This window comes from Ruegeria sp. F12, assembly GCF_056533885.1.
Map to the genome: position 1 here is coordinate 69,272 of NZ_JBQFOV010000010.1, position 25,581 is coordinate 94,852.

Sequence of the window (25,581 nt, forward strand, 5' to 3'; positions counted from 1 at the left end):
TCAGGCCCGCATGACTCAGACATTCACCATAAACCGCCTTGGCCATCAGGGCGACGGGATAGCCGACGGTCCCGTTTATGCCACCCGAACCCTTCCGGGTGAGGTGGTCAGCGGCACGCTTAACGGGCAGGTTTTGACTGATATCCGGGTCGAATCCGCCTCGGACCAACGGGTGAAGGCACCGTGTCGCCACTATAAGGCCTGCGGTGGCTGTCAATTGCAGCACGCGGCGGATGATTTTGTCGCTGACTGGAAAGTGGTGGTGGTGCGCAACGCGCTGGCCGCGCAGGGGCTCGATGCCCTGATGCGGCCCATTCACACCTCGCCGGAACGTTCGCGTCGCCGTGCAACGATTGCCGTTCGAAGGACGAAGAAAGGCACGCTTGCCGGGTTCCATGGACGCGCGTCTGATACCATCACCGAGATCCCCGATTGTCACCTGCAGGACCCGGCCCTGATCGCTGCCATTCCCGTGGCCGAGGCGCTGGCTCTGTTGGGTGGCAGTCGTAAAGGCGTGCTGGCGGTGACGCTCACCTTGTCCGAAGGCGGACTGGACGTTGCGGTCAAAGGCGGCAAGCCGCTGGATGGCCCGTTGGAACTGGCCCTTGCGCAAGCGACCGAGAAACACGGGCTTGCCCGCCTCAGTTGGGAGGGCGAAGTTATCGCGATGCGCCACGCCCCGGTTCAGCGCTTCGACGGAGCTGCGGTTGTACCGCCGCCCGGTGCGTTTTTGCAGGCGACGAAAGAGGGCGAACAGGCTCTGTTACAGGCAGTGTTGCAGGCCACGCAGGGGGCAAAGCGGGTTGTCGATCTGTTTGCAGGATGCGGAACCTTCTCGCTGCCTCTGGCGCAAACTGCCGAAGTTTATGCAGTTGAGGGCGAGTCTGCGATGACCGACGCGTTGGATCAGGGGTGGCGCCGGGCACAGGGGTTGAAAAAAGTCACGACCGAGGCGCGCGATCTGTTCCGCCGCCCGCTGATGCCGGACGAGCTGAAACCCTATGACGCCGTGGTGCTGGACCCGCCCCGCGCCGGGGCAGAGGCACAAACTGCCGAGCTGGCGCAGGCCAAACCGCCGGTGATTGCCTATGTTTCGTGCAACCCGGTCACCTTTGCCCGCGACGCAAAGACGCTGGTTAACGCAGGCTACACCCTTGAATGGGTACAGGTGGTTGACCAATTTCGGTGGTCGTCCCACACCGAACTTGCCGCCCGGTTCGCTCTGAACCCCTAATCGCACTGGAGATCCCGAATGGGCATCAATCAGCGTCTGCTGACCATTATAGAAGCGCCGATTTTCGGCAAATTCATCACCGGTGTCATCCTGTTTAACGCCGCTCTCTTGGGCATGGAAACCTCCGAGACGTTGATGGAGGCTGCGGGCCCTTTGATCGTGACTCTGGATAAGCTTTGTCTTGCGATCTTTGTGGCCGAGATCGCGATGAAACTGGTCGCGACCGGGCGTCGGTTCTTCACAAGCGGCTGGAATATCTTTGATTTTATCATTGTGGGCATAGCTCTTGTCCCCAGTGCCGGCGCATTGTCTGTGTTGCGCGCATTGCGAATTCTGCGAGTGTTACGCGTGATCTCGGTCGCGCCGCGCCTGCGTCGGGTGGTCGAAGGCTTTATCTCGGCGCTGCCGGGCATGGCCAGCGTATTTTTGCTGATGGCGATACTGTTCTATATCGGGGCTGTGATCTCGACCAAGCTGTTCTCGGGCAGCTTTCCCGACTGGTTCGGCGATCTGGGTCTGTCGGCCTATACACTGTTTCAGATCATGACGCTGGAAAGTTGGTCTATGGGGATCGTCCGCCCAGTGATGCAGGTTTATCCCTATGCATGGCTGTTCTTTGTTCCCTTCATCATGGTCACGACCTTTGCAGTGGTGAACCTGCTGGTTGGTCTGATCGTGAACTCAATGCAGGACGCGCACCATGCCGAGGATGAAGTGAAAACCGATGCCTATCGGGACGAGGTGCTGGAACGGCTGGAAAATATCGAACGACGCCTGGCCGAGCGGGCGAACAGCAAAAAGTGATTTCAGTTTTTGTGTTTTATGGCATAATTTCGGAAAAAAATAAGTAGCAGGCAGTGAAATATGGATCGTCGAGCATTTGGATTGGGTGCTGTGGCAGCGGTAGGCCTTTCGGCCTGTGCCTCGGCCAGCCCACGTTTTCTAACTTATGATGGACCCGAAGTAACATCTTTGGTCATCAACAAGGGCGCGCGGAAGTTGTATCTTCTGCACAACGAACACGTCCTCAAGGAATACAATGTAGATCTTGGATTCGCCCCCGAAGGGACCAAGACCAAGCGCGGCGATGGGCGCACCCCCGAGGGCACCTATCTGATTGACCGCCGCAACCCCAACAGCCGATATCACTTGTCGTTGGGAATCTCGTATCCCAATTCCAACGATGTTGCGCAGGCCAAAGCCGCCGGGGTTGATCCGGGTGGGGATATCTTTATCCACGGCCAACCGAACAGACGGGCTGAACGCAAACGCGCCAAGAAAACGCCCGATTGGACGGCAGGCTGCATCGCCGTCAAGAATGAAGAGATTGAAGAGATCTACGCGATGGTAAACCGCGGCACGATCATCACCTTGCGCGCGTAACCGGTTTCCACCGATCAAATCCGAATTGCATATAGTCGCGCTGGTAGGTTTCGGCCGCCAGCGCCTCGATTTTTTCGTCACAAATGTCTGACAGGTCGTAAGGCGCATCGCGCACTACGGCCGTTGGAGTCGGGGGGGCCTCATGGCCGAAACGGCGCGCCAACTCGGGCAGGGCAGTGGTGACGTCTTCTTCGCGTAGGATCAGATCAGGGGGCGTGAAACCCGCCATCCCCTCCAGCACTTGTGCCTGGCTACACCAGACCCCGTCAACGCGCACCGGAGTCTGACCGGCCAGATTCTGGCGGAGAAAGGTCAGGAATTCGCAAAAAGCCTGATGGTGCTGCTCGATCGGATAATTGCCGTCGCGCAATTGACCGGGGATTGGCAGTTTGAACCGATTGCGCAGCATGTTGCGAATTTTCAGATAAGCGCCCGGTTCGGTGCTGAGGATATAGCGGCAATAGGCCGTATGAGCCCGCGCCAAAGGGTGGCGCAGCACCGTGAATTTGCGGTGTCCGGGATGTGATTGCAGCCAGTTCCGTGCTTGTCGCCTGTTCTGGCCCGTGGTCAGATTATCCTGCGGCACGCCATCCAGATCCGCCAGCCATTGCGTGATCGGCCCTTCCAGCCCGCCGCGCACAGGCAGATACATCAGCGGCGTTTGCGGGGCGGCCACATAGGTCGCAACAGCCGGACCGCGCCGGGGCTCGAAATTCGGCGTGCGATGCAGGTTGAACCGGTCCAGAGTGGGCAGCGCGCGCTCCATCTCATCAGGGTTTGTCACTTTGGAGCGCGCCGGTTCCGGGTTTTGCGGTTTGAGCGTGTCGTCCAATGCATCCAACCGCGCCTCAACCCCCAACCATGCGGCCAGGCCGTTCAAACTGTCCAGCCGCCGCAGATCCTCATAGGCAAGGTAGAAGGGGGTCTGACCGGTGGCTTGCATCTGGTGCAGGATCGAGGTTTGGAAGGCGTGGTGTTGATCCAGAAACCGTTCGAACTCGGCCGCGTCAAAACCAACCTGCGCTTCGCGCCGCCGCTTTATGTTCTTGAGCTGCCATTGCTTGGTTTCCCGCGCGATCTTAAGCGAAACATAGCTGTCCAAAGGATTGCGCGTCAGAATAATCTTGGCGCAGCGCGGATCGGTCAAAACAGGCTCTAACACACGATTGTCGTGACCGTCGAAAAACCGAAACCCGTTCAGACCGTCGCCCGACCGGATGGCGTCCAGCAGGGACAGCGGGTCCGCATCGCGTTCATCCAACGTGATTCCTAACAGATCGTCGTTTTTGATGCGCCCGATGAAATGCGGGTTGAACGCCTCTCCATGGCTGGTCACGCCGTCCAGCGCATTCAGGTTTGCTTCCAAAAGGTTCGAACCGGTGCGCATGGCTGCGAGAATAACGAAATTGTCGAAGGTCTTGGCCATTGCGTGCTATTGCACCAGATAGGGTTTCGGAAACGGGCGGAGTTTGGTGCCAAACACGTCATCCGCCGGAAAATCGCCCATCAAATAGGGGTGCATGCCCTGGTTTTTCAGATTTTGCAGGAATTGGCCAAATCCGCTGAGATCCACCATGGTGGGGGCTTTGGTCAAGTGGCCGTGGGGCTGTGTACCAATCTCATCAATCACGGTTTGTAGAGCTTCCATCGGCGATTCCACGAACTCGGCCAAGGTCCAGGTCCTGACCCGTGCCTTGGTCCAGACCGAGTTCAGAACCTCTAGCTGTTTGGTCTCGATTTGCTGAAGTCGCGCCGCCTCGGCCCGGATGTCGGCGAAATCCCGGTTGGACCGGAACAAGGGGATCGCCCAGGCCCCCGTGATGACCGAGATTTGGGCATTTCGGTCGCGGGCAAAGAACCAGTTGATCTTTTGCGTGTCGCGCGGGCTGAACTGAAAACATTGTCGTTCACCCCGCGTGTTCCAGATCAGGTTTGAAACGAATGCAGTGGGATTATAGTCGCGCAAAGTGGCGCAATCGCTTAAGGCACCGTTGATGACAGATGCCCCATCCACAAATTCCGCCCGCTCAGGGTCGAACAGATGTCCGTGAACACGCGTTCCGGTACAATCCGTCAGCCAGGGTGCAAAATCATCGAACAACTCGGCAAAGCCCTGAAACACAGAATAGGGGAAACAGGTCAGGCCATTTTCGCTGCCATGGCGGGGGAAGCGGCTTTGCATGTACAGCCCGTCCCGGCCGCGGGTCCGACGTTCGACCGCTTTGGAAAAGACTCGGTCAATCTTGCCGGGGTTGGGCTCTGCCCGTTCCAACGCGCCGGATTGATCCTTCAGAAAACTTTGGTACAGACGATCAGCCTCGCACCAGATTTTGCGGGCAACAAAACAGTCGGACCGGCGCAGCAATTGTAGATGGTCGTCATAGAAAATATGCGGACGACCCTGAAAATCGAATTTCGACAGAGTCAGAGACCGGCTTTCAATATGTGTCGAATACATTCGGGCCAGCGTCTGGAAATAGCTTTCATCCGGTATCCAGACCCGACTGAAATAGCGGTCATAGGTCTTGCGTTTGGGGTCTTGCAGAATGGCGGACAGAGTCTGACGGGTCAGGCACCACCATTGGCTGCCCATATGTGGTACAAGACCGTCTGGAATTCGTCGGCGCAGACCGAGCGCGCGTTGGAGCTTCACATGGACATCAAACAATTTGCGATGCTTGCGCCAGGAAAACGGAAACCGCAGGGTGAACCGTTCCTGATCCAGCCCGCCAATTGTCCAACTGACATCTGCGGTCGTGGCGCTTTCGATGAAATCGACGCGGGGCCGCCGTGCAAGGTAGTCGATGAGTTCGGCAACTGGGCGCAGAGGTAGACACGCGCCGGAGGACAGAAAAACGTGATGCACATCGGGAAAAGCGTTCAACATCATCTCGGACGCTGATTGCGTGGCTCGCACAATTCCCCAGCCACCCCAATGGCAGGTGAACCGGTCTGAAAAGCGGATCAGGGGTTCATCTTTACAAGCGGCTCTGAACGCAGCGCATGTGGGGTCGGGCACTTTGCGATCCACGTGAATGACAACAGGGCATCCGGCGGCGGCCCAATGGCGGGCAACCTGTTCGGCCCGGTTGAAGGCAGTGTGGACCAGCATGACAACCCCAAGGCTCATGCCCAGTTCCCCTTGGACATCAGGCCGAGAATCTCAAGCTGCCGCCAGTTGATGTATTTCTCGGACCAGTCACACCAGAACACCGTCTGATCCTCCAACCCTTCGGCATAAGCGCGGTATTCACCGGATTTGCGGTAGTGCTGGCCGCGTTGCATTTCTTCCAACGCCTTGGCGCCCAGCGTGTCGATCAGCTTGGCGTGAAGTAGGGCACCGCTGGCTTTTTCGCCGCCCCATTCGTCATAGACCTGATTCAACCCGCGCGGCAGCAGGGAATGGGTCGAGCTGACATAGACATAGCGCCGGTCCCATTTCACAAGCGGGATCTTGTTAAGCGCGGGGGCTTTTTCCGGTGTGTCGCGAAAAAACGTGCGTGCGCGGGGGCCGCCCTGTATCCACAGGTTCCCATACTCGGGGTTCTTGGTGATCATGTAATTGCCCGCGTCGAACCAACGGGCGATTTCGAACGGGTCCTGACCCTCGCGGTAAGGTTCATCATCCACGGGTCCGCGTGGGTACATATCGACCAGCATGGTGCCGAAACTGCGCACGGCACATCCGTTCAACCAATCGGTTAAAGCGCGGATGGGGCGCGTGTCGCAGAACGGGTAGATAAAGAACTCGTCCGGGTCGACTGTCAGTACCCAATGACCGTGGGCGTATTTCCGCAGCAGGTAGTTGGACCAGTCGATGCCAAAGGTTGCCCGCCGATAGCTGGCATCAGTTGACCAAAGCGAGACATCGGGTTGATTGGCCAGAAACGCACCGGTTCCGTCCTCGCTGTCATTGTCGACGAACAGAAAGTGATCGACCCCCAGCTTTCGGTAATAGTCCAGGAAATACGGCAGGCGAATTTTCTCGTTCCGCACGACGCTGACCAGCAGAATATCGCGGCGGCTGATCTTGTTAGTCTGGTCCAAGACAGGCGTCAGTTCGCGCCGCTTGCGCAGGCAACGCAAAAGGCGGCGCTTGCGCCGCAATCTCATGCGATACGAATCCAACAGGCTCACGTGACGGCCCAACCTTTTACTTTACGCGAGCATCTCCGGGGCCTGGATCAACCAGAGTGGTGCCGGAGCATTGCCGCGTTATGCCATCTTTCCATCTATCAAAGCAACGCATTTACAAGTCGTTAGCCCGCGCGGCGGATTTCCACTCAATTTTTCCCATCAGGCCAAGCTGCTGAAGCTGTCTCCAGCCTTTGTAACGGGCCGAGTTGGGCGTCCACATGGTGGGGCGATTAAGAATGCTGTCGTAATACGTGTTGAATTGATCGGGGTCGTGGAAATGTTGTCGGCGGGTCTTTTCGACACCTGATTTCTCAACCACTTCGGGCAGGAATTTCGTATGCAGCAAAACCCCAGAGGGCGCGTTGTCGCCCGGTCCGTTATAGGCTGCGTTCAGCCTGCGCGGCAGGGCAGAATGACACGAATTCACATATGCATAGCGCCGCGACCAGTGGATCAGCGGGATTTTGTTCAATGTGGGTGACTTTTGCGGCGTTTCGGCAAAGAACATCCGTTCCCGCGCGCCCCCTTGAACCCATAGGTTCCCCAGCGGAGCCTGCCTCTGCATCCGGTATGGCCCAGTGTCGAACCAGTTCAGAACTTCGGTTGGGTCGGCGCTGGGGTCATAGTCCTGCATCCCCAGTGACGTGTCGGGGTAGAGATCCAGCATCAATGCGCCAAATGCGTTTCGCCCGGTGCGGTTCAGCCATCCGGTGAGGTCTGGCAAAGGATGGGTGTCGTGGTCGGGATAAACTAACAGCTCATCTGCATCGACCATCAAGGTCCAATGGCCGTGACCGTATCGCATCTGCAACCATGTCAGCCAATCCAGACCAAAACGTGACGCACGATAGCTGGCCGTGGTTTGCCAAAGCGAAACGTCGGGTTGGCATTCGAGATACTCGGTTGAGCCATCGCCGCTGTCATTGTCGACGATCAGAAAATGACCGACGCCCAATGCGCGGTAATGGTTGAAAAACCACGGCAACCGATTGCGTTCATTGCGCAGGGTGGTGAAGGCCAGAATGGCACCGGGACGAATGTCGCTGGTCCGGTCTATCAGGCATGTCAGGTCATGTCGGCTGCGGAACGCACGCCACAAAAGCCGCCGACGTTTCAGGCGCAACCGGTATTTCTGCGCCCATGAGATCGGCGGGAGAGGGTTGGTGGCAGCGGTCACCGCGCCCTCATTTCTCGTAATGCCCGTTTTGATGCCAGCGCCATGCATCTGCAATCATCGTCTCTAACGTTGAGCTTTTTGGCGTCCAGCCCAGTTCAGCCCCGGCCCGAATCGAGCCGGAAACAAGCTTGGTGCAATCCCCCGCCCGACGCGGACCGATGGAATAGGGCACATCACGGTTGGTGATCGCTTTGGAATGACCGATGACCTCCATCACTGAAAAACCCGTCCCGGTGCCCAGATTGAACACGCGGCTGCCCTTGCCGTGTTCCAGCCAGTTCAGGCCCAGCACATGCGCATCGACCAGATCGCAGACATGTACATAGTCGCGGATGCAGGTGCCGTCGGGCGTGTCGTAGTCGGTGCCGAACACGGTCAACCCGTCGCGCTTGCCGTCTATGGCGTCCAGCATCAGGGGGATCAGATGAGTCTCGGGACGGTGGAATTCGCCCACTTCACCGTCGGGGTCCGCGCCAGCTACGTTGAAATAGCGAAAGATCACATGGTTCAGTACATGCGCGGCATCAAAATCGCGCAGGATATCCTCGATCGCGCGTTTCGAAGCCCCGTAGGCGTTCAGTGGCAATTGCGGCGTATCTTCGTCCAGAACCACATTGTCATGCTCGCCATAGGTGGCGCAGGTCGATGAGAATACGAAATTTTTGCAGCCCGCAGCGACCGTGGCCTCGATCAGATTGAGCGAGCCGGTGACGTTATTGGTCCAGTATTTTCCGGGCTCCGACATCGCTTCACCCACCTGGCTGAGGGCTGCGAAATGCATGACGGCGGCGGGTTTGTATTTGTCAAAGACCTCATCCAGCCTGGCTCGGTCCAGCAGGTCGCCCTGTTCGAACGGGCCGAATTTCACTGCATCCTGCCAGCCGGTGATCAGGTTGTCATAGGTGACGGGCGTGTATCCGGCCAGTTTCAACGCTTTGCAAGCATGGGACCCGATATATCCGGCGCCGCCGGTTACAAGAATATTCGTCATCGGACAGTCTTTTCCCGCGTTGTGGAAGGATGCAGTTCTGCATCAAGGCTCATGGTTTATTCCAAGCCCATTTCGGCCATCATCTGCTCTAGCTTGGGCACGTCTTGGGGGTTGTTCAGTTCCCAGAACTGGCGACCTTTGGCCTCGACCTCGACGCACAGAACTTTGCGACCATTTTCCATGAAGCGCAGCTGTTCCAGACCTTCCAGCTGTTCCAGCGGGCCCACCGGCCATGTGGGATAGGCGGCCAGCGCGTCAGGGCGATAGGCATAGACGCCTACGTGGTGAAACACCGGGGTATCCTCGGTGCCCGCATAGGTCTGCGCTGTGAAAGGCACCACCTCTTTCGAGAAATACATGGCGCTGTGATCGGACGCAAAAACCGCCGTAGTGCCGCCGACCCGGCCATGTTTGCGGTCGTTCAACAGGCTGTTGAGCGCATCGCCATCGCAGCGAAGAACAGGCGTGGCCACACCTGCCTCTGGTGCGGCGCGCAGACCCGCGATCAGGTCTTCCACAAACCAATGCGGTGTCAGTGGCGCGTCGCCCTGAAGGTTCACCACGATATCATAGCCCGCGCCCAGATTGGCATGGGTTTCAGCGCAGCGTTCGGTGCCATTCTGGCAGGTGTCTGAAGTCATCACCACCTCGGCGCCAAACCCTTCGGCCGCCTCGCGGATACGGTCGTCATCGGTGGCGACAACTACCTTGTCCACGCCCGACACTGAACAGGCCGCACGCCACGACCGTTCAATCAGCGTCATCGCCTTGCCGCTTGCCCCGGTCAGAGGCACCAGCGGTTTGCCCGGATAGCGGGACGAGGCATAGCGGGCGGGAATGGCGATCAGAACGGACATCAGGCTTCCTTCAACTCAACACCCGGAGCGTAGGCGATGAAGAATGGATTTGCATAGCCGTCCTTGCCATAGGTCAGCGGTTCGTGGTTGTCGAAGCGCACCACCTTGCCGCCGGCACCGGCCAGAACTGCGTGACCTGCGGCTGTGTCCCATTCCATTGTGCGGCCAACGCGAGGGTACAGATCGGCCTCACCGGTTGCGACTAGACAGAATTTGAGCGATGAACCCGCGCTTTTGCTGTCGCGCACTTGATACTTGTTGATGTAGTCCTCAGTTGCCTGATCGCGGTGCGACTTGGAGGCCACGATCAGAAGCGCCGAATTGTTTGGTTTAGAGACGAGTATCGGCGTCACGTTGCCCACAACATCCTTGTCCAGAGCGCCGGTTTCCTCAACTGATTGTCCATCGGGCTGGGTATAAAACATGCGTCCCTTGGCCGGGGCGTAAACCACCCCGCGCGTCGGTACGCCATTTTCCACCAGCGCAATGTTCACTGTGAAATCCCCGCGACGGTTGATGAACTCTTTGGTGCCGTCCAGCGGGTCCACGATCAGGAACGTGTCGCCTTTCTCAGAGTGCGAGGCCGCCTGTTCCTCGGTCACCAGCAGGATATCGGGGAAGGCTGCGCGCAGGCCGGCCGAGATAAGAGCGTCCGCAGCCTCATCCGCTTCGGTTACAGGGCTGGCATCAGATTTGACCTTCACGTCGAAATCATCCGAGTTATAGATCTCCATGATCTTGTCACCGGCTTCCAGGGCCAAACGTCGAATGACGGGGATGAGGGCGTCGTAGGTCACAAAAAGGCTCCGTTCCTGTGATTTGTTGATTGAAAATCCTGACGGCCTTATGATGTCCCGGTTACGGAACAGCAAGAATTTCGTGCCAGATTGCTGGCAATAAAGCAGGAAAGACCGCGCAGGTGTATTACTTTAAGCGAAACCGGACGCTTTTGGGTGGTGCCTTCACCACCTCAGAACTGGTGTTTCATTCGGTGGTGCGCAGCATTCGTTCGCAACGATCGAACGCGGTGCTGGCGGTGATCATGAACATCGTCCAGATTCTTGCACTGGTGACGGTGTTCTATCTGATCATGACGCTGGTCGGAAGGGTAACCGGCTTGTCCAAGATTCGCGGCAATTCGATCCTGTTCTTGCTGTCTGGGGTGTTTCTTTTCCTGACGCACGTGAAATCCGTAAGCGGCGTGGCCGGGGTTGCGACCGGAAACAACCCAATGATGCTGCATTCGCCAATGAACATGATGGTGTCGCTTCTGGCAGCGGCGTTCGGGACGTTCTACACGCAACTGGTTTCGATCCTGGTCATCCTGTTCATGTATCACGTCGCCATCGAACCGCTTGAAATTCAGGATCCGGGTGGCGCGTTCTATATGCTTGTGCTGGCCTGGTTTACCGGCAGCGCAGTTGGCGTCCTGTTTATGGCGCTCAAGCCCTGGCTTCCGACATTTGTGTCCATTTCGTCCGTCGTCTACCGTCGGATCAATATGATCTTTTCTGGCAAGATGTTTGTGGCCAACAGTCTGGGTGGGTTCACTTTGACCATGTTTATCTGGAACCCGCTGTTTCACGTCATTGACCAATGCCGCGGGTTCGTGTTTCGCAACTATTTCCCGCGCCAGACCAGCTGGGAATACGCGCTTTGGGTAGGCATTATCCTGCTTTTGATCGGTTTGCTGGGCATTTTCTTCACCCGTCAGCACGTGTCGAAAAGCTGGGGGGCGCGCAGCTAGGTCGCCACGCGCAACGTCAGATTGATCCGACCACCCTTGGGCAACAGTTTGGATGATCCGAACCGGATACGGTCCACCCCGTGATAGGTCAGGCGCGCGGGGCCGCCCATGATCACTACATCGCCCGAGTTCAGCCAGATCGACTCGGTCTTGCCGCCACGGGTGGTGTTGCCGATGCGAAACAAAGCATCATCGCCCAGCGAGATTGACAGGACTGGCCAGGAAAAGTCAGCTTCGTCCTTGTCCTGATGCAGGCCCATGCGGGTGCCCTCGCCATAATAGTTGATCAGGCAGCAATCTGGGTCGCGCTCGACGCTGGCGAGGGCGTGCCAGATTTCAAGGATCGGATCGGGGATCGCGGGCCATGCCATCCCCTTGGGATGGTGATCCTGATACCGGTACCCCGCCCGGTCCGACACCCATCCCAGCGCCCCGGCCGAGGTCATTCGGACCGACATCTCTTTGCCTGATGGCGTCGTCGGGCGGAACAGGGGTGCGGATTTCAGAATCGGGCGCAACAGGTCGATCAGCGCGGTCTGCGCCGCCACATCCAGATAGGTTTTTCTGATATCGAAATCGCGCAAAAGCAGCCGCGTCATCGAAGATTCCTCAATCCTTGCCGAAACGTTGCAAAAAAGGCCCCGGATTCCCGAAAACCTGCGATTTACACCGCTTGCAGGCTTTTGGTCTCGCCCTTATATACGCCGGGACGCGTGATGGTGTAGGGCCATTGCGCAATTGAGATCGAGGCAGGGATGCCATAACGGGTCCCGGCCTCGGGACATCGCCTTGAAGAGAAAGGGATCGAACATATGAGTAAAGTAATCGGGATTGACCTGGGAACCACCAACTCGTGCGTGGCTATCATGGACGGCTCGCAGCCGAAGGTCATCGAAAACGCCGAAGGGGCGCGGACCACGCCCTCGATCGTCGCCTTCACCGAAGATGAGCGACTGGTCGGACAGCCTGCAAAACGTCAGGCGGTCACCAACCCCGACAACACGATCTTTGGCGTCAAGCGTCTGATCGGTCGTCGTGTGGATGATGCCGAAGTCGAAAAAGATAAGAAAATGGTGCCGTATGCTATCGTGAACGGTGGCAACGGCGACGCGTGGGTTGAAGCTCGCGGCGAAAAGTACTCCCCAAGCCAGATCTCGGCCTTCACTCTGGGCAAGATGAAGGAAACCGCAGAAAGCTATCTGGGTGAGGAAGTCACGCAAGCGGTTATCACTGTTCCGGCATACTTCAACGATGCTCAGCGTCAGGCCACCAAAGACGCCGGCAAAATCGCCGGTCTGGAAGTGCTGCGGATCATCAACGAACCGACAGCTGCTGCTCTGGCCTATGGTCTGGACAAAGAAGAAACCCAAACCATCGCGGTCTATGACCTTGGTGGCGGTACCTTCGACGTGACCATCCTCGAAATCGATGATGGTCTGTTCGAGGTCAAATCGACCAACGGCGACACCTTCCTGGGTGGTGAAGACTTCGACATGCGTATCGTCAACTACCTGGCTGATGAGTTCAAAAAGGAACACGGTGTCGACCTGTCTCAGGACAAGATGGCCCTGCAGCGTCTGAAAGAAGCCGCCGAAAAAGCCAAGATCGAGCTGTCCTCGACCTCGCAGACCGAAATCAACCAGCCTTTCATCTCGATGGGTGCCAACGGTCAACCGCTGCACATGGTCATGAAACTGACCCGCGCCAAGCTTGAATCGCTGGTGGGCGACCTGATCAAAAAGTCGATGAAGCCCTGTGCGGCCGCTCTGAAAGACGCCGGTCTGTCGGCCAGCGATGTGGACGAGGTTGTTCTGGTCGGTGGTATGACCCGGATGCCGAAAGTGATCGAAGAGGTCACCAAATTCTTCGGTAAAGAGCCGCACAAAGGCGTGAACCCGGACGAAGTTGTTGCCATGGGCGCCGCTATCCAAGCCGGTGTTCTGCAAGGCGACGTCAAGGACGTGGTTCTGCTGGACGTGACCCCGCTATCGCTGGGCATTGAGACGCTGGGTGGCGTGTTCACCCGTCTGATCGACCGCAACACCACGATCCCGACCAAAAAGTCTCAGGTCTTCTCGACCGCCGAGGACAACCAGAACGCCGTAACTATCCGCGTGTTCCAGGGGGAACGCGAAATGGCTGCGGACAACAAGATCCTGGGTCAGTTCAACCTCGAAGATATCCCGCCCGCGCCGCGCGGTATGCCTCAGATCGAGGTGACTTTTGACATCGATGCCAACGGCATTGTCTCGGTTTCGGCCAAGGACAAAGGCACCGGCAAAGAGCAGAAGATCACCATCCAAGCCTCGGGCGGTCTGTCCGACGCGGATATCGAAAAGATGGTCAAGGACGCCGAGGAAAACGCCGAGGCCGACAAGGAACGCCGCGAGCTGGTCGACGCCAAGAACCAAGCGGAAAGCCTCATCCACTCGACTGAAAAGTCGATGGAAGAGCATTCCGACAAGGTCGACCCGACCACTATCGAAGCGATCGAACTGGCGATTGCCGCGCTGAAGGACGAGCTGGAAACTGAAAACGCCGACAAGATCAAGTCGGGCATTCAGAACGTCACCGAAGCCGCGATGAAGTTGGGCGAAGCCATCTACAAGGCGCAGTCCGAGGAAGGCGAAGAAGAACCGGCCGCAGCCGATGCAGCGCCGGGCGATGATGACATTGTCGACGCCGAGTTCGAAGATCTGGACGACGACAAACGTAACTAACGGCTCACCGGGCCAATGCGGGCCGGTCCGTTCTCCGGGCCGGCCTATTTACGTTGAGGCAGAAGGACATACTGATGTCAAAACGCGACTATTACGATGTGCTCGGCGTAGCCAAGGGCGCATCGGCGGATGAGATCAAAAAAGGTTTTCGCAAGAAAGCCAAGGAATTGCATCCGGACCGCAACAAAGACAACCCGGATGCCGAAGCGCAGTTTAAAGAAGCAAATGAGGCTTATGACGTGCTGCGCGATGCTGACAAAAAGGCGGCCTATGATCGCTTTGGCCACGCCGCTTTTGAAAATGGCATGGGCGGTGGTGGCCGTCCTGGCGGCGGCTTCGGTCAGGGCGATTTTTCCAGCGCCTTCTCGGACGTGTTCGACGATCTGTTCGGCGATTTCATGGGCGGCCAACGTGGCGGAGGCGGTGGACGTCGCGCCGCCCGCGGCTCGGACCTGCGCTACAACCTGCGCGTCACGCTAGAAGAGGCGTTCTCAGGTCTGCAAAAAACCATCAACGTGCCGGCCGCTGTGGCCTGTTCTGCCTGTGACGGTTCGGGCGCCGAAGGTGGTGTAGAACCGACAACCTGCCCGACCTGCTCGGGTATGGGCAAAGTTCGGGCACAGCAGGGTTTCTTTACTGTGGAACGCACCTGCCCGACTTGCTCGGGTCTGGGCCAGATCATCAAGAACCCCTGTAAATCCTGTGGCGGTGCGGGTCGCGTGGAAAAAGAGCGCGCGCTATCCGTCAACATCCCCGCCGGGGTGGAAACGGGTACCCGTATACGTCTGGCGGGCGAGGGTGAGGCCGGAATGCGCGGCGGCCCTCCGGGTGATCTGTACATCTTCGTCGAAGTGTCGGACCATAAACTGTTCGAACGAGACAGCGTAAACCTCTATTGCCGCGTGCCAGTCAGCATGGCCAAAGCAGCGTTGGGCGGTTCGATCGAAGTTCCCACCATCGACGGTGGCCGCGGTCGCGTGCAAATCCCGGCGGGCAGTCAGTCAGGTCGTCAGATGCGCTTGCGCGGTAAGGGTATGCCGGCTTTGCGCGGCGGCGGTGTAGGCGACATGTTTATTGAACTTGCAGTGGAAACGCCAGTGAACCTGACTAGCCGTCAGAAAGAACTGTTGAAGGAGTTCGACGACTTGGGTGAAGATAACCACCCAGAGTCCAAAAGCTTTTTCTCATCCGTCAAGTCTTTCTGGGACGGAATGAAGGGCTGAAAAGTCGAATAGGGGGCCCTGCCCCCTCCGCCTGTTCCAGGCGACTCCCCCGGTATACTTTTGGCCAGGTAAAGTGGGATCCGCTCTTCATCTGGCCGTAAATATCCCGGAGCGCGAGGCAGAGCCTCGCAGAATCCTCTTGATTATTTCTTGCGCGCCTGAGATGTTCCGCGCCAACCGTTGGGGTGCCTCCTAGAAGGGGCTGAGAGGTGCTTTCGCATCAACCCATCGAACCTGATCCGGGCAATTCCGGCGGAGGGAACGGTCGTCAAACTATAGACGGTTTCTACGCCGCGATTGCCCCAAGAATTTGGAGCAACGATATGGCCGCTATTGCATTGACGATTGCCGGTTCGGACAGCGGCGGTGGGGCTGGAATTCAAGCTGACCTCAAGGCCATGTCGGCGCTTGGCGTATACGGCGCCAGTGTGATAACGGCAGTGACGGCGCAAAATACCAGGGCGGTTACGGCGGTTCATGGCATCCCGCTGGATGTGATTTCGGCGCAGATCGAAGCGGTTCTGACGGACTTGGACGTGGGTGCCATCAAGATCGGAATGCTCGCAACGCCAGACATTATCCACACTGTGGCCGGCAGCATCGCCGAATTCGACGGCCCGATTGTGTTAGACCCTGTGATGATCGCCAAATCCGGCGACGCTTTGCTTGCCGAGGATGCTGTTCAAACGCTTAGGGATGTGTTGGTGCCTCGCGCCTCGGTCTTGACTCCGAATTTGCCCGAGGCTGCGTGTTTGCTGGGGTCTTCTGATGCACAAAGCCCCAATGAGATGGTTGAACAAGGTCGCGCCCTATGTGGGTATGGGGCGCAAACTGTTCTGATGAAAGGGGGGCATGGGCAAGGCGAGATCTGCCATGATCTTCTGGTCGGTCCGGCAGGGCTGATCGCCGAGTTCACCGCACCGCGCCGCCAAACCAGAAACACGCACGGTACCGGGTGCACCTTGTCCTCGTCAATTGCGGCCGGATTGGCCAAGGGTCTGACGATCCCGGACGCAGTCGCGCAGGCTCATGGCTATTTGCAAGGTGCGATTGCCAAGGCGGATGCATTGGATATTGGGCAGGGTCACGGCCCGGTTCATCATTTTCATGAGGTTTGGCCTGCGTGACGATCTGGTCGGTCATAGGTGCCGGTGTTGCCGGATTGGCCGTGGCTAGCGAGATGGTGTCGCGCGGCGCCAAGGTGCAGGTCTTTGATCCCGGCGGCCCGCCCGGTGCGCATGGGTGTTCGTGGTGGGCTGGCGGGATGCTGGCCCCGTGGTGCGAATATGAAAATGCCGAAGAGCCGGTGTTGCGATTGGGAAAGACCGCGTTGGACTGGTGGGCCGCGCGTACACAGGTGCAGCGGCGCGGAACTCTGGTCGTGGCCAATCCGCGCGATTTGCCGGATTTGCGGCGATTTGCGCGCAGGACCCAAGCATTCGCAGACGTTGATCAGCCCCAAATCCATGAATTAGAGCCTGATCTGCATGGCTTTTCCAAAGGTTTGTTCTTCCCGGATGAGGCGCATCTGGACCCTCGACAAGCGTTGCTGGACCTCTATCGGCAGTTGCAGGGTCAGGGAGTGGAAATTCACCGGAAACTCGCCCCGCCCCGTCTGGAAAACGCGATTGACTGCCGGGGGTTACATGCACGCGAGGTTTTGCATGATCTGCGCGGCGTGAAGGGTGAGATGCTGGTGATCCGCTGCCCGGATATCCACCTGACCCGCCCGGTGCGGCTGTTGCATCCGCGGATGCCGCTCTACATCGTACCGCGCGGAGATGGCGTTTACATGCTGGGCGCAACGATGATCGAGTCTGAGGACAGCAGTCGGATCACCGCGCGCTCCATTCTGGAGTTGCTCAGTGCAGCCTATGCGCTGAACCCGGCCTTCGGTGAGGCCGAGGTTCTGGAGATTGGTGTCGATCTACGTCCTGCTTTTCCCGACAACCTGCCGCGTATCCGGCGCTTGGGCCACATGATCTACGCCAACGGCCTGTATCGCCACGGCTATCTGCTGGCCCCGGCTTTGGCGCGGGGTGTGGCCGATCTGGCACTTGAGAACAAACATTCGGAGATGGTCGATGAAGATCGTGCTTAATGGCGAATCCCGCAAAATTACAGCTCTGACACTGGCCGATATGCTGGTTGAGTGCGGATTCTCGGGCCGGGTCGCAACGGCGGTGAACGAGGAATTCGTTCCTTCGAGCCTGCGCATCTCGCACAAATTGGTGGATGGCGACCGGGTCGAGGTCGTCGCACCGATGCAGGGGGGCTGAGGATGAAGACGTTCTACAGTACCGAATTGCCCAACCCCTTGATGCTGGGCACAGCACAATATCCAAGCCCGGCCATTCTGGAGCAGGCGTTTCGGGAAAGCGGGGCCGGGGTGGCCACCGTGTCGCTGCGGCGCGAATCCGGGGCGGGTCAGACCTTTTGGCAGATGATCCAGGACCTCGGCGTGCTGATCCTGCCAAACACTGCCGGGTGCCATACGGTCAAAGAGGCTGTGACTACTGCGCAGATGGCGCGTGAGGTGTTCGACACCAAATGGATCAAGCTGGAACTGATCGGGCACACGGATAGTCTGCAGCCGGATGTGTTCCAACTGGTCGAGGCTGCCCGCATCCTGACCGAGGAAGGGTTTCAGGTCTTCCCCTACACCACCGACGATCTGATCGTGGGTGAACGTCTGCTGGCTGCAGGGTGTGAGGTGCTGATGCCCTGGGGCGCGCCGATTGGGTCGGGGCGCGGGCTGAACAACGAATACGCGTTGCGGGCGATGCGGGCAGAATTCCCGGATGTGCCGTTGGTGATTGATGCGGGCATTGGCCTGCCCAGCCACGCCTCGCGCGCGATGGAGCTGGGCTATGACGCGGTACTGCTGAACACCGCCGTGGCGCGCGCGGGTGATCCGCCGGCGATGGCGCGGGCCATGATGCAGGCGATTGAGGCCGGGCAACTGGCCCATCAAGCCGACCCGATCGAGGCGCGCGATATGGCCGAGGCCTCGACCCCCGTGATCGGAAAGGCGTTTCTGTCATGAGCCTCGACCGCTTTTACCCGATCTTTGATCACTCGGACTGGCTGCGGCGGATGTTGCCGCTGGGCGTGAAACTGGTGCAGCTGCGCGTCAAGGATCAGCCCGATGCGGTGGTGCGTGAACAGATTGCCCAGTCACGCGATCTGTGCCGCCAGCATGGCGCGGTTCTGGTGGTGAACGACTATTGGCAGGCCGCGATTGAGGCCGGATGTAATTGGATTCACCTGGGGCAGGAGGATCTGGACGATGCCGATCTGAAAGCTATCCGCAAGGCTGGGCTGAAGCTGGGCGTGTCGACCCATGATGACGACGAACTGGAACGCGTTCTGGCGATGGACCCGGATTATGTAGCGCTTGGGCCGGTCTATCCGACCATCCTGAAAAAGATGAAATGGCATCAGCAGGGTCTGCCGCGCGTCACCGAATGGAAGGCGCGGGTGGGTGATATCCCTCTGGTCGGGATCGGCGGGATGAGCGTCGAGCGCGCGTCCGGTGTTCTGCAGGCGGGGGCTGATATCGTCTCGGTCGTCACAGATATCACCCTGAACACTGACCCCGAAGCGCGCGTGCGCGAATGGATCGAGGCCACCCGATGAGCCGTTATGCCCGCCAAACCATCCTGACCGAGGTAGGCGCAGAAGGGCAGGCGCGTCTGTCCTCGGCGCATGTGCTGGTTGTGGGGGCCGGAGGGCTGGCTGCGCCGGTCTTGCCATTGTTGGCTGGGGCTGGGGTAGGGCGGATCACGGTGATGGATAGGGATACAGTTGATCTGTCCAACCTGCATCGCCAGACTCTGTTCGCGCAGGCGGATTGTGGGCGACTCAAGGCCAAAGTGGCCGCCGAGAGGTGTCGGGCCTTAAACGATGAGATCGAAGTTGAGGCGCTAGAACATGCTTTAACAAGTGCAAATGCGCCCAATATGGCCGCGCAGGCGGATGTGATCCTGGATTGTGCTGACAGCTATGCGGCCAGCTATATTCTGTCCGATACTTGTTTAGCGCAGGGGAAACCGTTGATCAGCGCCTCGGTGCTGGGGCTGTCGGGCTATGTTGGTGGGTTCTGCGGAGGGGCGCCCTCGCTGCGCGCGGTGTTTCCTGACGCGCCCGATAGCGGAGCGAGCTGCGCCACGGCGGGCGTTTTGGGTCCGGTCGTGGGCACGATTGGCGCGATGCAGGCGCAGATGGCGCTGAACCTGATCCTTGGGATTGTGCCCTCGCCTTTGGGGCAGATGGTGCAATATGACGCCAGAACGCTGCGCACCAGCGCTTTCCGGTTCGACAACGCGCCCGAACCCAATAGCTGTTTTCGGTTTATCTCGGCAAGTCAACTCAGCGCAGACGACCAGATTATAGAGCTGCGCGATGAGGCCGAAGCCTTGACCCCAGCGCACCCGAATGCGCAGCGTGTTTCGCCTGACGGTCTGCACAAATTGGACACTAATAAAGGCAAAAGACTGGCCCTGTGCTGTGCGACCGGTCTGCGGGCATGGCGCGCTGCCGAACAGATTCAACCGAATTGGCCGGGCGAGATTGTCCTCGTCGCGGCCTCGACCTCGTAAGCGAAAAGGAAACGCGAGATATGAAAAAGTTGATCACCGCCATCGCCCTGCTGGCCGCTGCGCCAGCCTGGGCCGAGGATAAGATGACCGTCCTGCTGGACTGGTTCATCAACCCCGATCACGGCCCGATCATCGTGGCGCAGGAAAATGGCTATTTCGCCGAGCAGGGGCTTGAGGTTGAAATCGTCCCGCCCGCCGATCCTTCTGCCCCGCCGCGTCTAGTGGCGGCAGGTCAAGCTGAACTGGCAGTGTCCTACCAGCCGCAGCTGCACCTGCAAATCCACGAAGGCCTGCCGCTGAAACGCGTGGGCACGCTGGTTGCGACCCCGCTGAACTGCCTTCTTGTGTTGGAAGACGGTCCGATTAAATCTTTGGCCGACCTGAAGGGTAAAAAGATCGGCTTCTCGGTCGCGGGCGTGGAAGAAGCGATCCTGACCGCCATGCTGAATGCTCATGGTGTGGCGCTGGACGATATCGAATTGATCAATGTGAACTTCTCGCTGTCGCCGTCGCTGATGACCGGGCAGGTGGATGCGGTGATCGGTGCGTTCCGCAATTTCGAACTGAACCAAATGGATATCGAAGGTGTCGCGGGCCGCTGCTTTTACATCGAGGAAGAAGGCGTGCCGCCCTATGATGAGCTGATCTATGTGGCCAACCCCGAAACCATGGATGCCGACATGATCGCGCGTTTTCTGGTCGCGACCGAAAAAGCTACGCAGTATATCGTCAACAACCCTGAAAAAAGCTGGGAGATTTTCGCCGCCACCTCGCCCGAGCTGCAGGATGAGCTGAACGCGCGCGCATGGGTCGACACTCTGCCCCGTTTCGCGCTGCGTCCGGCTGGTTTTGACGCTGGTCGGTACGCGCGGTTCGAGGCGTTCCTGAAGGACAGCGGCATGATCGACAGCATCAATCCGGTCAGTGACATCACCATTGATGTGACCGCGCAATGAGCGACTATGGCAAAGCCTTCACGCTGATGCGTGATGCGGCGCAAGACCCGTGGCGGGATTATACCCGCCACGCCTTTGTCGAAGGGATGAAGGACGGCACGCTGCCGCGTGAGGCGTTCCTGCACTATCTGCGTCAGGATTACGTTTTCCTGATCCATTTTAGCCGCGCCTGGGCTTTGGCGGTGGTGAAATCGGAAACGCATTCCGAGATGTTGACCGCTGTGGGAACAGTGAACGCTCTGGTCGCTGAAGAAATGCAGCTGCATATCGGCATCTGCGAGGCTGCCGGAATTTCGCAGGAGGAGCTGTTCGCGACTCCCGAGCGGGCCGAGAATCTGGCCTATACACGGTTCGTGTTAGAGGCCGGGTATAGCGGAGATCTGCTGGACCTGCTGGCCGCCCTTGCGCCCTGTGTCATGGGTTATGGTGAGATCGGCGCGCGGCTGGCTGCTGAAGCGACATCCGAGACCTATCGCGATTGGATCAACACCTATGCCGGTGAAGATTACCAGAGCGCGTGCAAAGCGGTCGGAGAGTTGTTGGATCAGGCTCTAACACGACGTATAGGGGCTGATTTTGAGGCTTCTCCGCGTTGGGGCCGTCTCTGTGAGACGTTCAAGACAGCCACAGCTTTGGAGGTCAATTTCTGGCAAATGGGCCTGACCCCGTGACCCAAGCGCCTGATCTGACCATCAGTGGCTCGGCCACAATCGACGGCGCGCCCTTATTCGCGCCTTTGACCCTGACCCTTGGGGCCGGGCAGTGGACCTGTTTGCTGGGTGGATCGGGCGTAGGGAAAACCACCGTACTGCGCCTGATCGCGGGGTTGGAAACGGGTGCTGCGTTTGCTGGGCAAATCACTGCCAGCGACGCGCAGCCGGTGCCGAGTCGTGTGGCTTATATGGCGCAGGATGATTTGCTGCTGCCTTGGGCGACGGTGGCGCAGAATGTTTCTCTGGGTGCGCGTCTGCGGGGCGAGAAACCTGATCTCGCGCGCCGGGATCGGTTGATCGAACGAATGCGCTTGCAGGATCATCTAACCAAGAAACCCGGCGAATTGTCGGGCGGTCAGCGTCAGCGCGTGGCCTTGGCGCGTACCTTGATGGAGGACCGGCCCATCGTGTTGTTGGATGAGCCATTCTCGGCCCTCGACGCCCGCACCCGCGCCGATATGCAGGATCTGGCGGCCGAGGCGCTGGCCGGGCGCACCGTATTGCTGGTGACGCATGATCCGGCCGAGGCCGCGCGTCTGGGTCAATCCATCATGGTGATGACCGCGCAGGGGTTGACGCCCTGCGAGCCACCTTCGGCACCAGCCCCGCGCTATGTGGATGATCTGGAAACACTGGAGACGCAGGGCGCGTTGCTGCGGTTGCTGAGAGAGGCTGCATGAAGATCCTGTCCGCCCTTGCCGCAACTGTATTCGCGCTGGCCGTCTGGCAGGCGATTGTCAGCCTAACGGGCCTGCCGAAATTCATCCTGCCCGGTCCGGCACTGGTGGCTGAGACATGGTGGCAGAACCGCTGGGTGATTGCCGAACATACGTGGATTACAGCGGTAGAGGTAGTGATCGGGCTCGCTCTCGGCACGGTTCTGGGCGTGATCACCGCGCTGCAACTGGCGAATTCGCGAGCGGCGCGGGTATTGGTGCAGCCGATGCTAGTCTTCACACAGGCGCTGCCGGTGTTTGCTCTGGCCCCGTTGTTGACCCTGTGGCTGGGTTATGGGCTGTGGTCCAAGGTCGCGATGGCGGTGCTGATCATCTATTTCCCGATCACCTCGTCCTTTTTTGACGGATTGATGCGCACGCCCCCCGGCTATCTGGACCTTGCACGCACCATGCAGGCCAGCCCGCGTGCAGTGTTGTGGCATATCCGCATTCCGGCTGCGCTGCCCTCGCTGGCGTCGGGGATGCGGCTGGCGGCGGTTTATGCGCCCATCGGGGCGGTGATTGGCGAGTGGGTGGGCTCGTCTCAAGGCTTGGGCTATCTAATGCTGCTGGCCAATGGGCGCGCCAAGACCGATCTGATGTTTGCCGCAATGCTGACCTTGGGCGTGTTTTCGATTCTGCTGCATCTGATCATCCGCCGCGCGACGGCGCGCATAGCAGGTGAAGTGCGTTAACGGTTTGGAAACCGATTCGGCGTCAGGGTGAGAACATGACCAAGGACGCCTTTGCCGAAGCCCCAATGCTGTTTGAAACGGATGAAGCGCCCGCGCAGCCGCTGCCAAGTGGTCGATTGCCCTCCTATATCAAAGACCATCGCAAGCGGCTGCGCGAAAGGTTCATGTCGGGCGGGTCCGCTGCAATGCCGGATTACGAGTTGTTGGAGCTGGTGCTGTTCCGGTCCATCCCCCGGCAGGATGTGAAACCGCTGGCGCGGGCGCTGATGGATACGTTTGGGGATTTCAACCGCGTGCTGACCGCGCCCGAAGAACGGCTGCGTCAGATCAAAGGTGTGGGTGAGACGGTCATCACCGACCTGAAGATTCTTGAGGCTTGCGCCCATCGTATGGCCCGTGCGCGAGTAATGCAGCGGCATGTGATCTCGGGCTGGGACGCGCTGCTGGATTACTGCCACACGACCATGGCCCATCGCGAGACCGAGCAGTTCCGGGTGTTCTATCTGGACCGTAAGAACGTGCTGATCGCGGATGAAGAGCAGGCTAAAGGCACCGTCGATCATGTGCCGGTCTACCCGCGGGAGGTGGCGAAACGGGCGCTGGAGCTGAATGCCTCGGCGCTTATTCTGGTGCATAACCATCCGTCAGGTGACCCAACGCCCTCGCAGTCGGATATCGATATGACCACCCGGATTCAGGATGCCTGTGTCGCGTTGGGTCTGACCTTGCATGACCACCTGATCATCGGGAAATCGACAGAACTGAGTTTCCGGTCGGAAGGATATTTGTAGGGGCTTTGCTTTTCTTGGCCTTTGGGGACGATTCACCCCCGCCGTATTTGGAACGAGAAGAAGGGCCGGGCTATTGGACCCAAACCTCGACCCTACGATTGACCTTTCGCCCCCATTCGGTGTCGTCGCAGGCCATGGGCATGGCTTCGCCAAAACCGTCGACATTCAGTTCCACCTTTTCGGAGATCGAAGCTTCAATTGCGGCCAGAACGGCGTTGCGCACGGTTTTGGCGCGCAGCAGGGCGATCTGGGCGTTAGCTTGTGCCGATCCGTCGCCGTCGCTGAAGCCGATAAATGTGAGGCGCCGGGTGTCGAATTGGCCGGATTCCACCAGCTGAGCCAAAAGCTGGATGTTGGCGCGCGATTGCGCGTCGGGGCGAGAGGAGCCTGTCTCGAACCGGAAGGACAGCGACAGCCGAGATTGGGCGCGCAATGTACCTACTATGCGTTGTAGCTCGTCCAGCCCAATTTCAGCCCCGCCCGAGGCGACGGCGTTGGCCAGGCGATGTCCCTGCTGGTCGATGGACAACAGCTCGGGGGCTTGATCGACGAAACCTGCATCTCGGATTGCGACTTGCGCCTCGGGGCTTTGGGCGAAAGACAGAAACTGCCTTGCGATCCGGGGCAGGCGACGGTTGGGCAAGTAAAGGAACATGGGCGAGGTGAGGGGGTAGTCCTCGGTCTTGATGGATTGTCGGGTCGCCGCCAGCGCGTGACCGCAGCCGCCGGTCAGGGGCAACGCGCGGACCGTGTCGACCGCCGCCTGGCTGGCGATGCCGATGGCGAACGGATCCCGTGCAACTGCCTGAACCAGAGCGCTGCTGCGGTTATGCTGGTTGATCCTTGCGGGCAGGGAGGCGTTTACCGGTGTCAGCAAACTGTCCTGCAAGGCTTGCGACGGGTCGGTGTCCGGCAGATGCACGGCAATTGGCGCGTCGGGTCCGCCCAGGCTGGTCCAGTTCGTGATCTCTCCGGTGAAGATGCGGACCAGATCAGCGGGTGATATCTGTCGGATCGGATTGTCTGGTGACACCACCGGCACCAACGCGTCCAATGCCACGATGCGGGACCGCCGGGCCAGGGACAGATCGCCCAAACCGGCCTTGATGGCGCTGTCTTGCTCGGTTGGTCGAACCTCGCGCAGGGCCATGACGATGTCGGCCTTACCTGACAATTGATCGGCAAACCCCTGGTCGGTGGTTGTGGGGGTGAATACGAACCGACCCAGCGGCGCCGCGCGGTCGGGTCTAGTCAGCTCATAGGCAAATTGCCCGCCCTCCAGATGTCGTGGGGTCGCGGCCCACCCTTCGTGTCGGGCAAAGGCCACCAAAAGCGCGGGCAAGATGTTCTCGGCCATGACTGACGCGCCGGACAGGCGAACCTCGGCCACAAAATCTGTCAGGCTGGGGCAAGCGGGACCCGTGCAGGTCACGCCCGAGCCGTCAACGGTAAGCGCGCCGAACCGGGTGTCGATGCGATAGAACTCGCCGTCATAGCCTAGCAGATTGCCGATTACCTCGACCTTGCCGTCATGCGAGGTCAGGGTGATGTCTTGCGCAGCCGCCTGCGACGCAGATGCCAAGGAGAAGAGTGCGGCGGTCGCCACACGAAGAAATGTCATAAGATGCCCGAGCCTGCCT

Annotated in this window: 26 protein-coding genes and 1 riboswitch; of the genes, 17 read left to right on the forward strand and 9 right to left on the reverse strand. The window is 59.1% G+C overall.

Annotated features, from left to right (window positions below; all coding sequences use genetic code 11):
* The first annotated feature begins 10 nt into the window (after positions 1 to 10).
* The 3 genes from ACR0CA_RS14090 to ACR0CA_RS14100 are packed head-to-tail and all read left to right on the forward strand — an operon-like array spanning position 11 to position 2,617.
* Positions 11 to 1,234, forward strand: a complete 1,224-nt coding sequence (locus ACR0CA_RS14090) for a class I SAM-dependent RNA methyltransferase (RefSeq protein WP_480899716.1) — start codon at positions 11 to 13, stop codon at positions 1,232 to 1,234.
* A gap of 18 nt (positions 1,235 to 1,252) precedes the next feature.
* Positions 1,253 to 2,038 carry an ion transporter gene (locus ACR0CA_RS14095; RefSeq protein WP_170771393.1) on the forward strand — a complete coding sequence of 262 codons (786 nt, stop codon included), beginning with the start codon at positions 1,253 to 1,255 and terminating at the stop codon, positions 2,036 to 2,038.
* A 60-nt stretch (positions 2,039 to 2,098) separates the two neighbouring features.
* Complete coding sequence (locus ACR0CA_RS14100) at positions 2,099 to 2,617, forward strand: L,D-transpeptidase family protein (protein WP_170771395.1); 519 nt, start codon at positions 2,099 to 2,101, stop codon at positions 2,615 to 2,617.
* On the opposite strand, the gene ACR0CA_RS14105 is transcribed toward ACR0CA_RS14100, so the two are convergent.
* The 7 genes from ACR0CA_RS14105 to cysQ form a co-directional block, all read right to left on the reverse strand.
* The gene (locus tag ACR0CA_RS14105) at positions 2,601 to 4,043 is read right to left on the reverse strand and encodes a nodulation protein NodH (RefSeq protein ID WP_480899719.1); all 1,443 of its coding nucleotides are present in this window, start codon (positions 4,041 to 4,043) and stop codon (positions 2,601 to 2,603) included. The genes ACR0CA_RS14100 and ACR0CA_RS14105 overlap by 17 nt on opposite strands.
* A gap of 6 nt (positions 4,044 to 4,049) precedes the next feature.
* Positions 4,050 to 5,747: a DUF5927 domain-containing protein gene (locus ACR0CA_RS14110; protein WP_480899721.1), complete on the reverse strand. Its 1,698-nt coding sequence runs from the start codon at positions 5,745 to 5,747 to the stop codon at positions 4,050 to 4,052.
* Positions 5,744 to 6,730: a glycosyltransferase family 2 protein gene (locus ACR0CA_RS14115; protein WP_170786542.1), complete on the reverse strand. Its 987-nt coding sequence runs from the start codon at positions 6,728 to 6,730 to the stop codon at positions 5,744 to 5,746. Before ACR0CA_RS14115 ends, ACR0CA_RS14110 begins: the two co-directional genes overlap by 4 nt.
* A 136-nt stretch (positions 6,731 to 6,866) precedes the next feature.
* On the reverse strand, positions 6,867 to 7,931 hold the full coding sequence (locus ACR0CA_RS14120; RefSeq protein ID WP_331252619.1) for a glycosyltransferase family 2 protein: 1,065 nt from the start codon (positions 7,929 to 7,931) through the stop codon (positions 6,867 to 6,869).
* 7 nt (positions 7,932 to 7,938) lie between these two features.
* Complete coding sequence (galE, locus tag ACR0CA_RS14125) at positions 7,939 to 8,922, reverse strand: UDP-glucose 4-epimerase GalE (protein WP_170790224.1); 984 nt, start codon at positions 8,920 to 8,922, stop codon at positions 7,939 to 7,941.
* A 56-nt stretch (positions 8,923 to 8,978) separates the two neighbouring features.
* Positions 8,979 to 9,779: a 3-deoxy-manno-octulosonate cytidylyltransferase gene (locus ACR0CA_RS14130; protein WP_170790225.1), complete on the reverse strand. Its 801-nt coding sequence runs from the start codon at positions 9,777 to 9,779 to the stop codon at positions 8,979 to 8,981.
* On the reverse strand, positions 9,779 to 10,576 hold the full coding sequence (gene cysQ, locus ACR0CA_RS14135; RefSeq protein ID WP_170790226.1) for a 3'(2'),5'-bisphosphate nucleotidase CysQ: 798 nt from the start codon (positions 10,574 to 10,576) through the stop codon (positions 9,779 to 9,781). Before cysQ ends, ACR0CA_RS14130 begins: the two co-directional genes overlap by 1 nt.
* Before the next feature lie 122 nt (positions 10,577 to 10,698).
* Here cysQ and ACR0CA_RS14140 point away from each other — a divergent pair, with 122 nt between their 5' ends.
* Positions 10,699 to 11,526 carry an ABC transporter permease gene (locus ACR0CA_RS14140; protein WP_170786131.1) on the forward strand — a complete coding sequence of 276 codons (828 nt, stop codon included), beginning with the start codon at positions 10,699 to 10,701 and terminating at the stop codon, positions 11,524 to 11,526.
* Here ACR0CA_RS14140 and ACR0CA_RS14145 read toward each other — a convergent pair.
* Complete coding sequence (locus tag ACR0CA_RS14145) at positions 11,523 to 12,125, reverse strand: alpha-ketoglutarate-dependent dioxygenase AlkB family protein (protein ID WP_480899726.1); 603 nt, start codon at positions 12,123 to 12,125, stop codon at positions 11,523 to 11,525. The genes ACR0CA_RS14140 and ACR0CA_RS14145 overlap by 4 nt on opposite strands.
* 213 nt (positions 12,126 to 12,338) lie before the next feature.
* Here ACR0CA_RS14145 and dnaK point away from each other — a divergent pair, with 213 nt between their 5' ends.
* The 13 genes from dnaK to radC all read left to right on the forward strand — a co-directional run bounded on the left by dnaK (position 12,339) and on the right by radC (position 23,941).
* Positions 12,339 to 14,246, forward strand: a complete 1,908-nt coding sequence (gene dnaK / locus ACR0CA_RS14150) for a molecular chaperone DnaK (RefSeq protein ID WP_480899729.1) — start codon at positions 12,339 to 12,341, stop codon at positions 14,244 to 14,246.
* Positions 14,247 to 14,320: 74 nt separating this feature from the next.
* Entirely contained in the window at positions 14,321 to 15,469 is a 1,149-nt protein-coding gene (gene dnaJ, locus ACR0CA_RS14155) for a molecular chaperone DnaJ (RefSeq protein ID WP_170771415.1), read from the forward strand.
* A 171-nt stretch (positions 15,470 to 15,640) separates the two neighbouring features.
* Positions 15,641 to 15,747: riboswitch (TPP riboswitch) on the forward strand.
* A 45-nt stretch (positions 15,748 to 15,792) separates the two neighbouring features.
* Positions 15,793 to 16,596, forward strand: a complete 804-nt coding sequence (gene thiD / locus ACR0CA_RS14160) for a bifunctional hydroxymethylpyrimidine kinase/phosphomethylpyrimidine kinase (protein WP_480899731.1) — start codon at positions 15,793 to 15,795, stop codon at positions 16,594 to 16,596.
* On the forward strand, positions 16,593 to 17,570 hold the full coding sequence (thiO, locus tag ACR0CA_RS14165; RefSeq protein ID WP_480899734.1) for a glycine oxidase ThiO: 978 nt from the start codon (positions 16,593 to 16,595) through the stop codon (positions 17,568 to 17,570). The genes thiD and thiO overlap by 4 nt, the downstream gene beginning before the upstream one ends.
* Positions 17,554 to 17,748, forward strand: a complete 195-nt coding sequence (gene thiS, locus ACR0CA_RS14170; protein WP_480899736.1) for a sulfur carrier protein ThiS — start codon at positions 17,554 to 17,556, stop codon at positions 17,746 to 17,748. The genes thiO and thiS overlap by 17 nt, the downstream gene beginning before the upstream one ends.
* A gap of 2 nt (positions 17,749 to 17,750) precedes the next feature.
* Positions 17,751 to 18,515, forward strand: a complete 765-nt coding sequence (locus ACR0CA_RS14175; RefSeq protein ID WP_170786117.1) for a thiazole synthase — start codon at positions 17,751 to 17,753, stop codon at positions 18,513 to 18,515.
* The gene (locus ACR0CA_RS14180; RefSeq protein ID WP_170786115.1) at positions 18,512 to 19,108 is read left to right on the forward strand and encodes a thiamine phosphate synthase; all 597 of its coding nucleotides are present in this window, start codon (positions 18,512 to 18,514) and stop codon (positions 19,106 to 19,108) included. Before ACR0CA_RS14175 ends, ACR0CA_RS14180 begins: the two co-directional genes overlap by 4 nt.
* Positions 19,105 to 20,070: a ThiF family adenylyltransferase gene (locus ACR0CA_RS14185; RefSeq protein ID WP_480899739.1), complete on the forward strand. Its 966-nt coding sequence runs from the start codon at positions 19,105 to 19,107 to the stop codon at positions 20,068 to 20,070. Before ACR0CA_RS14180 ends, ACR0CA_RS14185 begins: the two co-directional genes overlap by 4 nt.
* 20 nt (positions 20,071 to 20,090) lie before the next feature.
* On the forward strand, positions 20,091 to 21,026 hold the full coding sequence (locus tag ACR0CA_RS14190; protein ID WP_480899741.1) for an ABC transporter substrate-binding protein: 936 nt from the start codon (positions 20,091 to 20,093) through the stop codon (positions 21,024 to 21,026).
* Positions 21,023 to 21,697 (forward strand): thiaminase II, encoded by a 675-nt coding sequence (tenA, locus tag ACR0CA_RS14195; RefSeq protein ID WP_480899743.1) that lies wholly within the window; start codon positions 21,023 to 21,025, stop codon positions 21,695 to 21,697. Before ACR0CA_RS14190 ends, tenA begins: the two co-directional genes overlap by 4 nt.
* Positions 21,694 to 22,419 (forward strand): ABC transporter ATP-binding protein, encoded by a 726-nt coding sequence (locus ACR0CA_RS14200; RefSeq protein WP_480899745.1) that lies wholly within the window; start codon positions 21,694 to 21,696, stop codon positions 22,417 to 22,419. The genes tenA and ACR0CA_RS14200 overlap by 4 nt, the downstream gene beginning before the upstream one ends.
* The gene (locus ACR0CA_RS14205) at positions 22,416 to 23,150 is read left to right on the forward strand and encodes an ABC transporter permease (RefSeq protein ID WP_480899748.1); all 735 of its coding nucleotides are present in this window, start codon (positions 22,416 to 22,418) and stop codon (positions 23,148 to 23,150) included. The genes ACR0CA_RS14200 and ACR0CA_RS14205 overlap by 4 nt, the downstream gene beginning before the upstream one ends.
* Positions 23,151 to 23,185: 35 nt before the next feature.
* Complete coding sequence (radC, locus tag ACR0CA_RS14210) at positions 23,186 to 23,941, forward strand: RadC family protein (protein WP_480505450.1); 756 nt, start codon at positions 23,186 to 23,188, stop codon at positions 23,939 to 23,941.
* Between the two features lie 70 nt (positions 23,942 to 24,011).
* On the opposite strand, the gene ACR0CA_RS14215 is transcribed toward radC, so the two are convergent.
* Complete coding sequence (locus ACR0CA_RS14215; RefSeq protein WP_170790239.1) at positions 24,012 to 25,562, reverse strand: substrate-binding domain-containing protein; 1,551 nt, start codon at positions 25,560 to 25,562, stop codon at positions 24,012 to 24,014.
* Positions 25,563 to 25,581 lie beyond the last annotated feature (19 nt).

What these genes read in the sequence shown, in the direction of transcription:
- ACR0CA_RS14090 (WP_480899716.1), top strand. Translation starts at nt 11, where the DNA reads ATGACTCAGACATTCACCATAAACCGCCTTGGCCATCAGGGCGACGGG.
- ACR0CA_RS14095 (WP_170771393.1), top strand. Translation starts at nt 1,253, where the DNA reads ATGGGCATCAATCAGCGTCTGCTGACCATTATAGAAGCGCCGATTTTC.
- ACR0CA_RS14100 (WP_170771395.1), top strand. Translation starts at nt 2,099, where the DNA reads ATGGATCGTCGAGCATTTGGATTGGGTGCTGTGGCAGCGGTAGGCCTT.
- ACR0CA_RS14105 (WP_480899719.1), bottom strand. Translation starts at nt 4,043, where the DNA reads ATGGCCAAGACCTTCGACAATTTCGTTATTCTCGCAGCCATGCGCACC.
- ACR0CA_RS14110 (WP_480899721.1), bottom strand. Translation starts at nt 5,747, where the DNA reads ATGAGCCTTGGGGTTGTCATGCTGGTCCACACTGCCTTCAACCGGGCC.
- ACR0CA_RS14115 (WP_170786542.1), bottom strand. Translation starts at nt 6,730, where the DNA reads ATGAGATTGCGGCGCAAGCGCCGCCTTTTGCGTTGCCTGCGCAAGCGG.
- galE (WP_170790224.1), bottom strand. Translation starts at nt 8,922, where the DNA reads ATGACGAATATTCTTGTAACCGGCGGCGCCGGATATATCGGGTCCCAT.
- ACR0CA_RS14130 (WP_170790225.1), bottom strand. Translation starts at nt 9,779, where the DNA reads ATGTCCGTTCTGATCGCCATTCCCGCCCGCTATGCCTCGTCCCGCTAT.
- ACR0CA_RS14145 (WP_480899726.1), bottom strand. Translation starts at nt 12,125, where the DNA reads ATGACGCGGCTGCTTTTGCGCGATTTCGATATCAGAAAAACCTATCTG.
- dnaK (WP_480899729.1), top strand. Translation starts at nt 12,339, where the DNA reads ATGAGTAAAGTAATCGGGATTGACCTGGGAACCACCAACTCGTGCGTG.
- dnaJ (WP_170771415.1), top strand. Translation starts at nt 14,321, where the DNA reads ATGTCAAAACGCGACTATTACGATGTGCTCGGCGTAGCCAAGGGCGCA.
- thiD (WP_480899731.1), top strand. Translation starts at nt 15,793, where the DNA reads ATGGCCGCTATTGCATTGACGATTGCCGGTTCGGACAGCGGCGGTGGG.
- thiS (WP_480899736.1), top strand. Translation starts at nt 17,554, where the DNA reads ATGAAGATCGTGCTTAATGGCGAATCCCGCAAAATTACAGCTCTGACA.
- ACR0CA_RS14175 (WP_170786117.1), top strand. Translation starts at nt 17,751, where the DNA reads ATGAAGACGTTCTACAGTACCGAATTGCCCAACCCCTTGATGCTGGGC.
- ACR0CA_RS14180 (WP_170786115.1), top strand. Translation starts at nt 18,512, where the DNA reads ATGAGCCTCGACCGCTTTTACCCGATCTTTGATCACTCGGACTGGCTG.
- ACR0CA_RS14185 (WP_480899739.1), top strand. Translation starts at nt 19,105, where the DNA reads ATGAGCCGTTATGCCCGCCAAACCATCCTGACCGAGGTAGGCGCAGAA.
- ACR0CA_RS14190 (WP_480899741.1), top strand. Translation starts at nt 20,091, where the DNA reads ATGAAAAAGTTGATCACCGCCATCGCCCTGCTGGCCGCTGCGCCAGCC.
- tenA (WP_480899743.1), top strand. Translation starts at nt 21,023, where the DNA reads ATGAGCGACTATGGCAAAGCCTTCACGCTGATGCGTGATGCGGCGCAA.
- ACR0CA_RS14205 (WP_480899748.1), top strand. Translation starts at nt 22,416, where the DNA reads ATGAAGATCCTGTCCGCCCTTGCCGCAACTGTATTCGCGCTGGCCGTC.
- radC (WP_480505450.1), top strand. Translation starts at nt 23,186, where the DNA reads ATGACCAAGGACGCCTTTGCCGAAGCCCCAATGCTGTTTGAAACGGAT.
- ACR0CA_RS14215 (WP_170790239.1), bottom strand. Translation starts at nt 25,562, where the DNA reads ATGACATTTCTTCGTGTGGCGACCGCCGCACTCTTCTCCTTGGCATCT.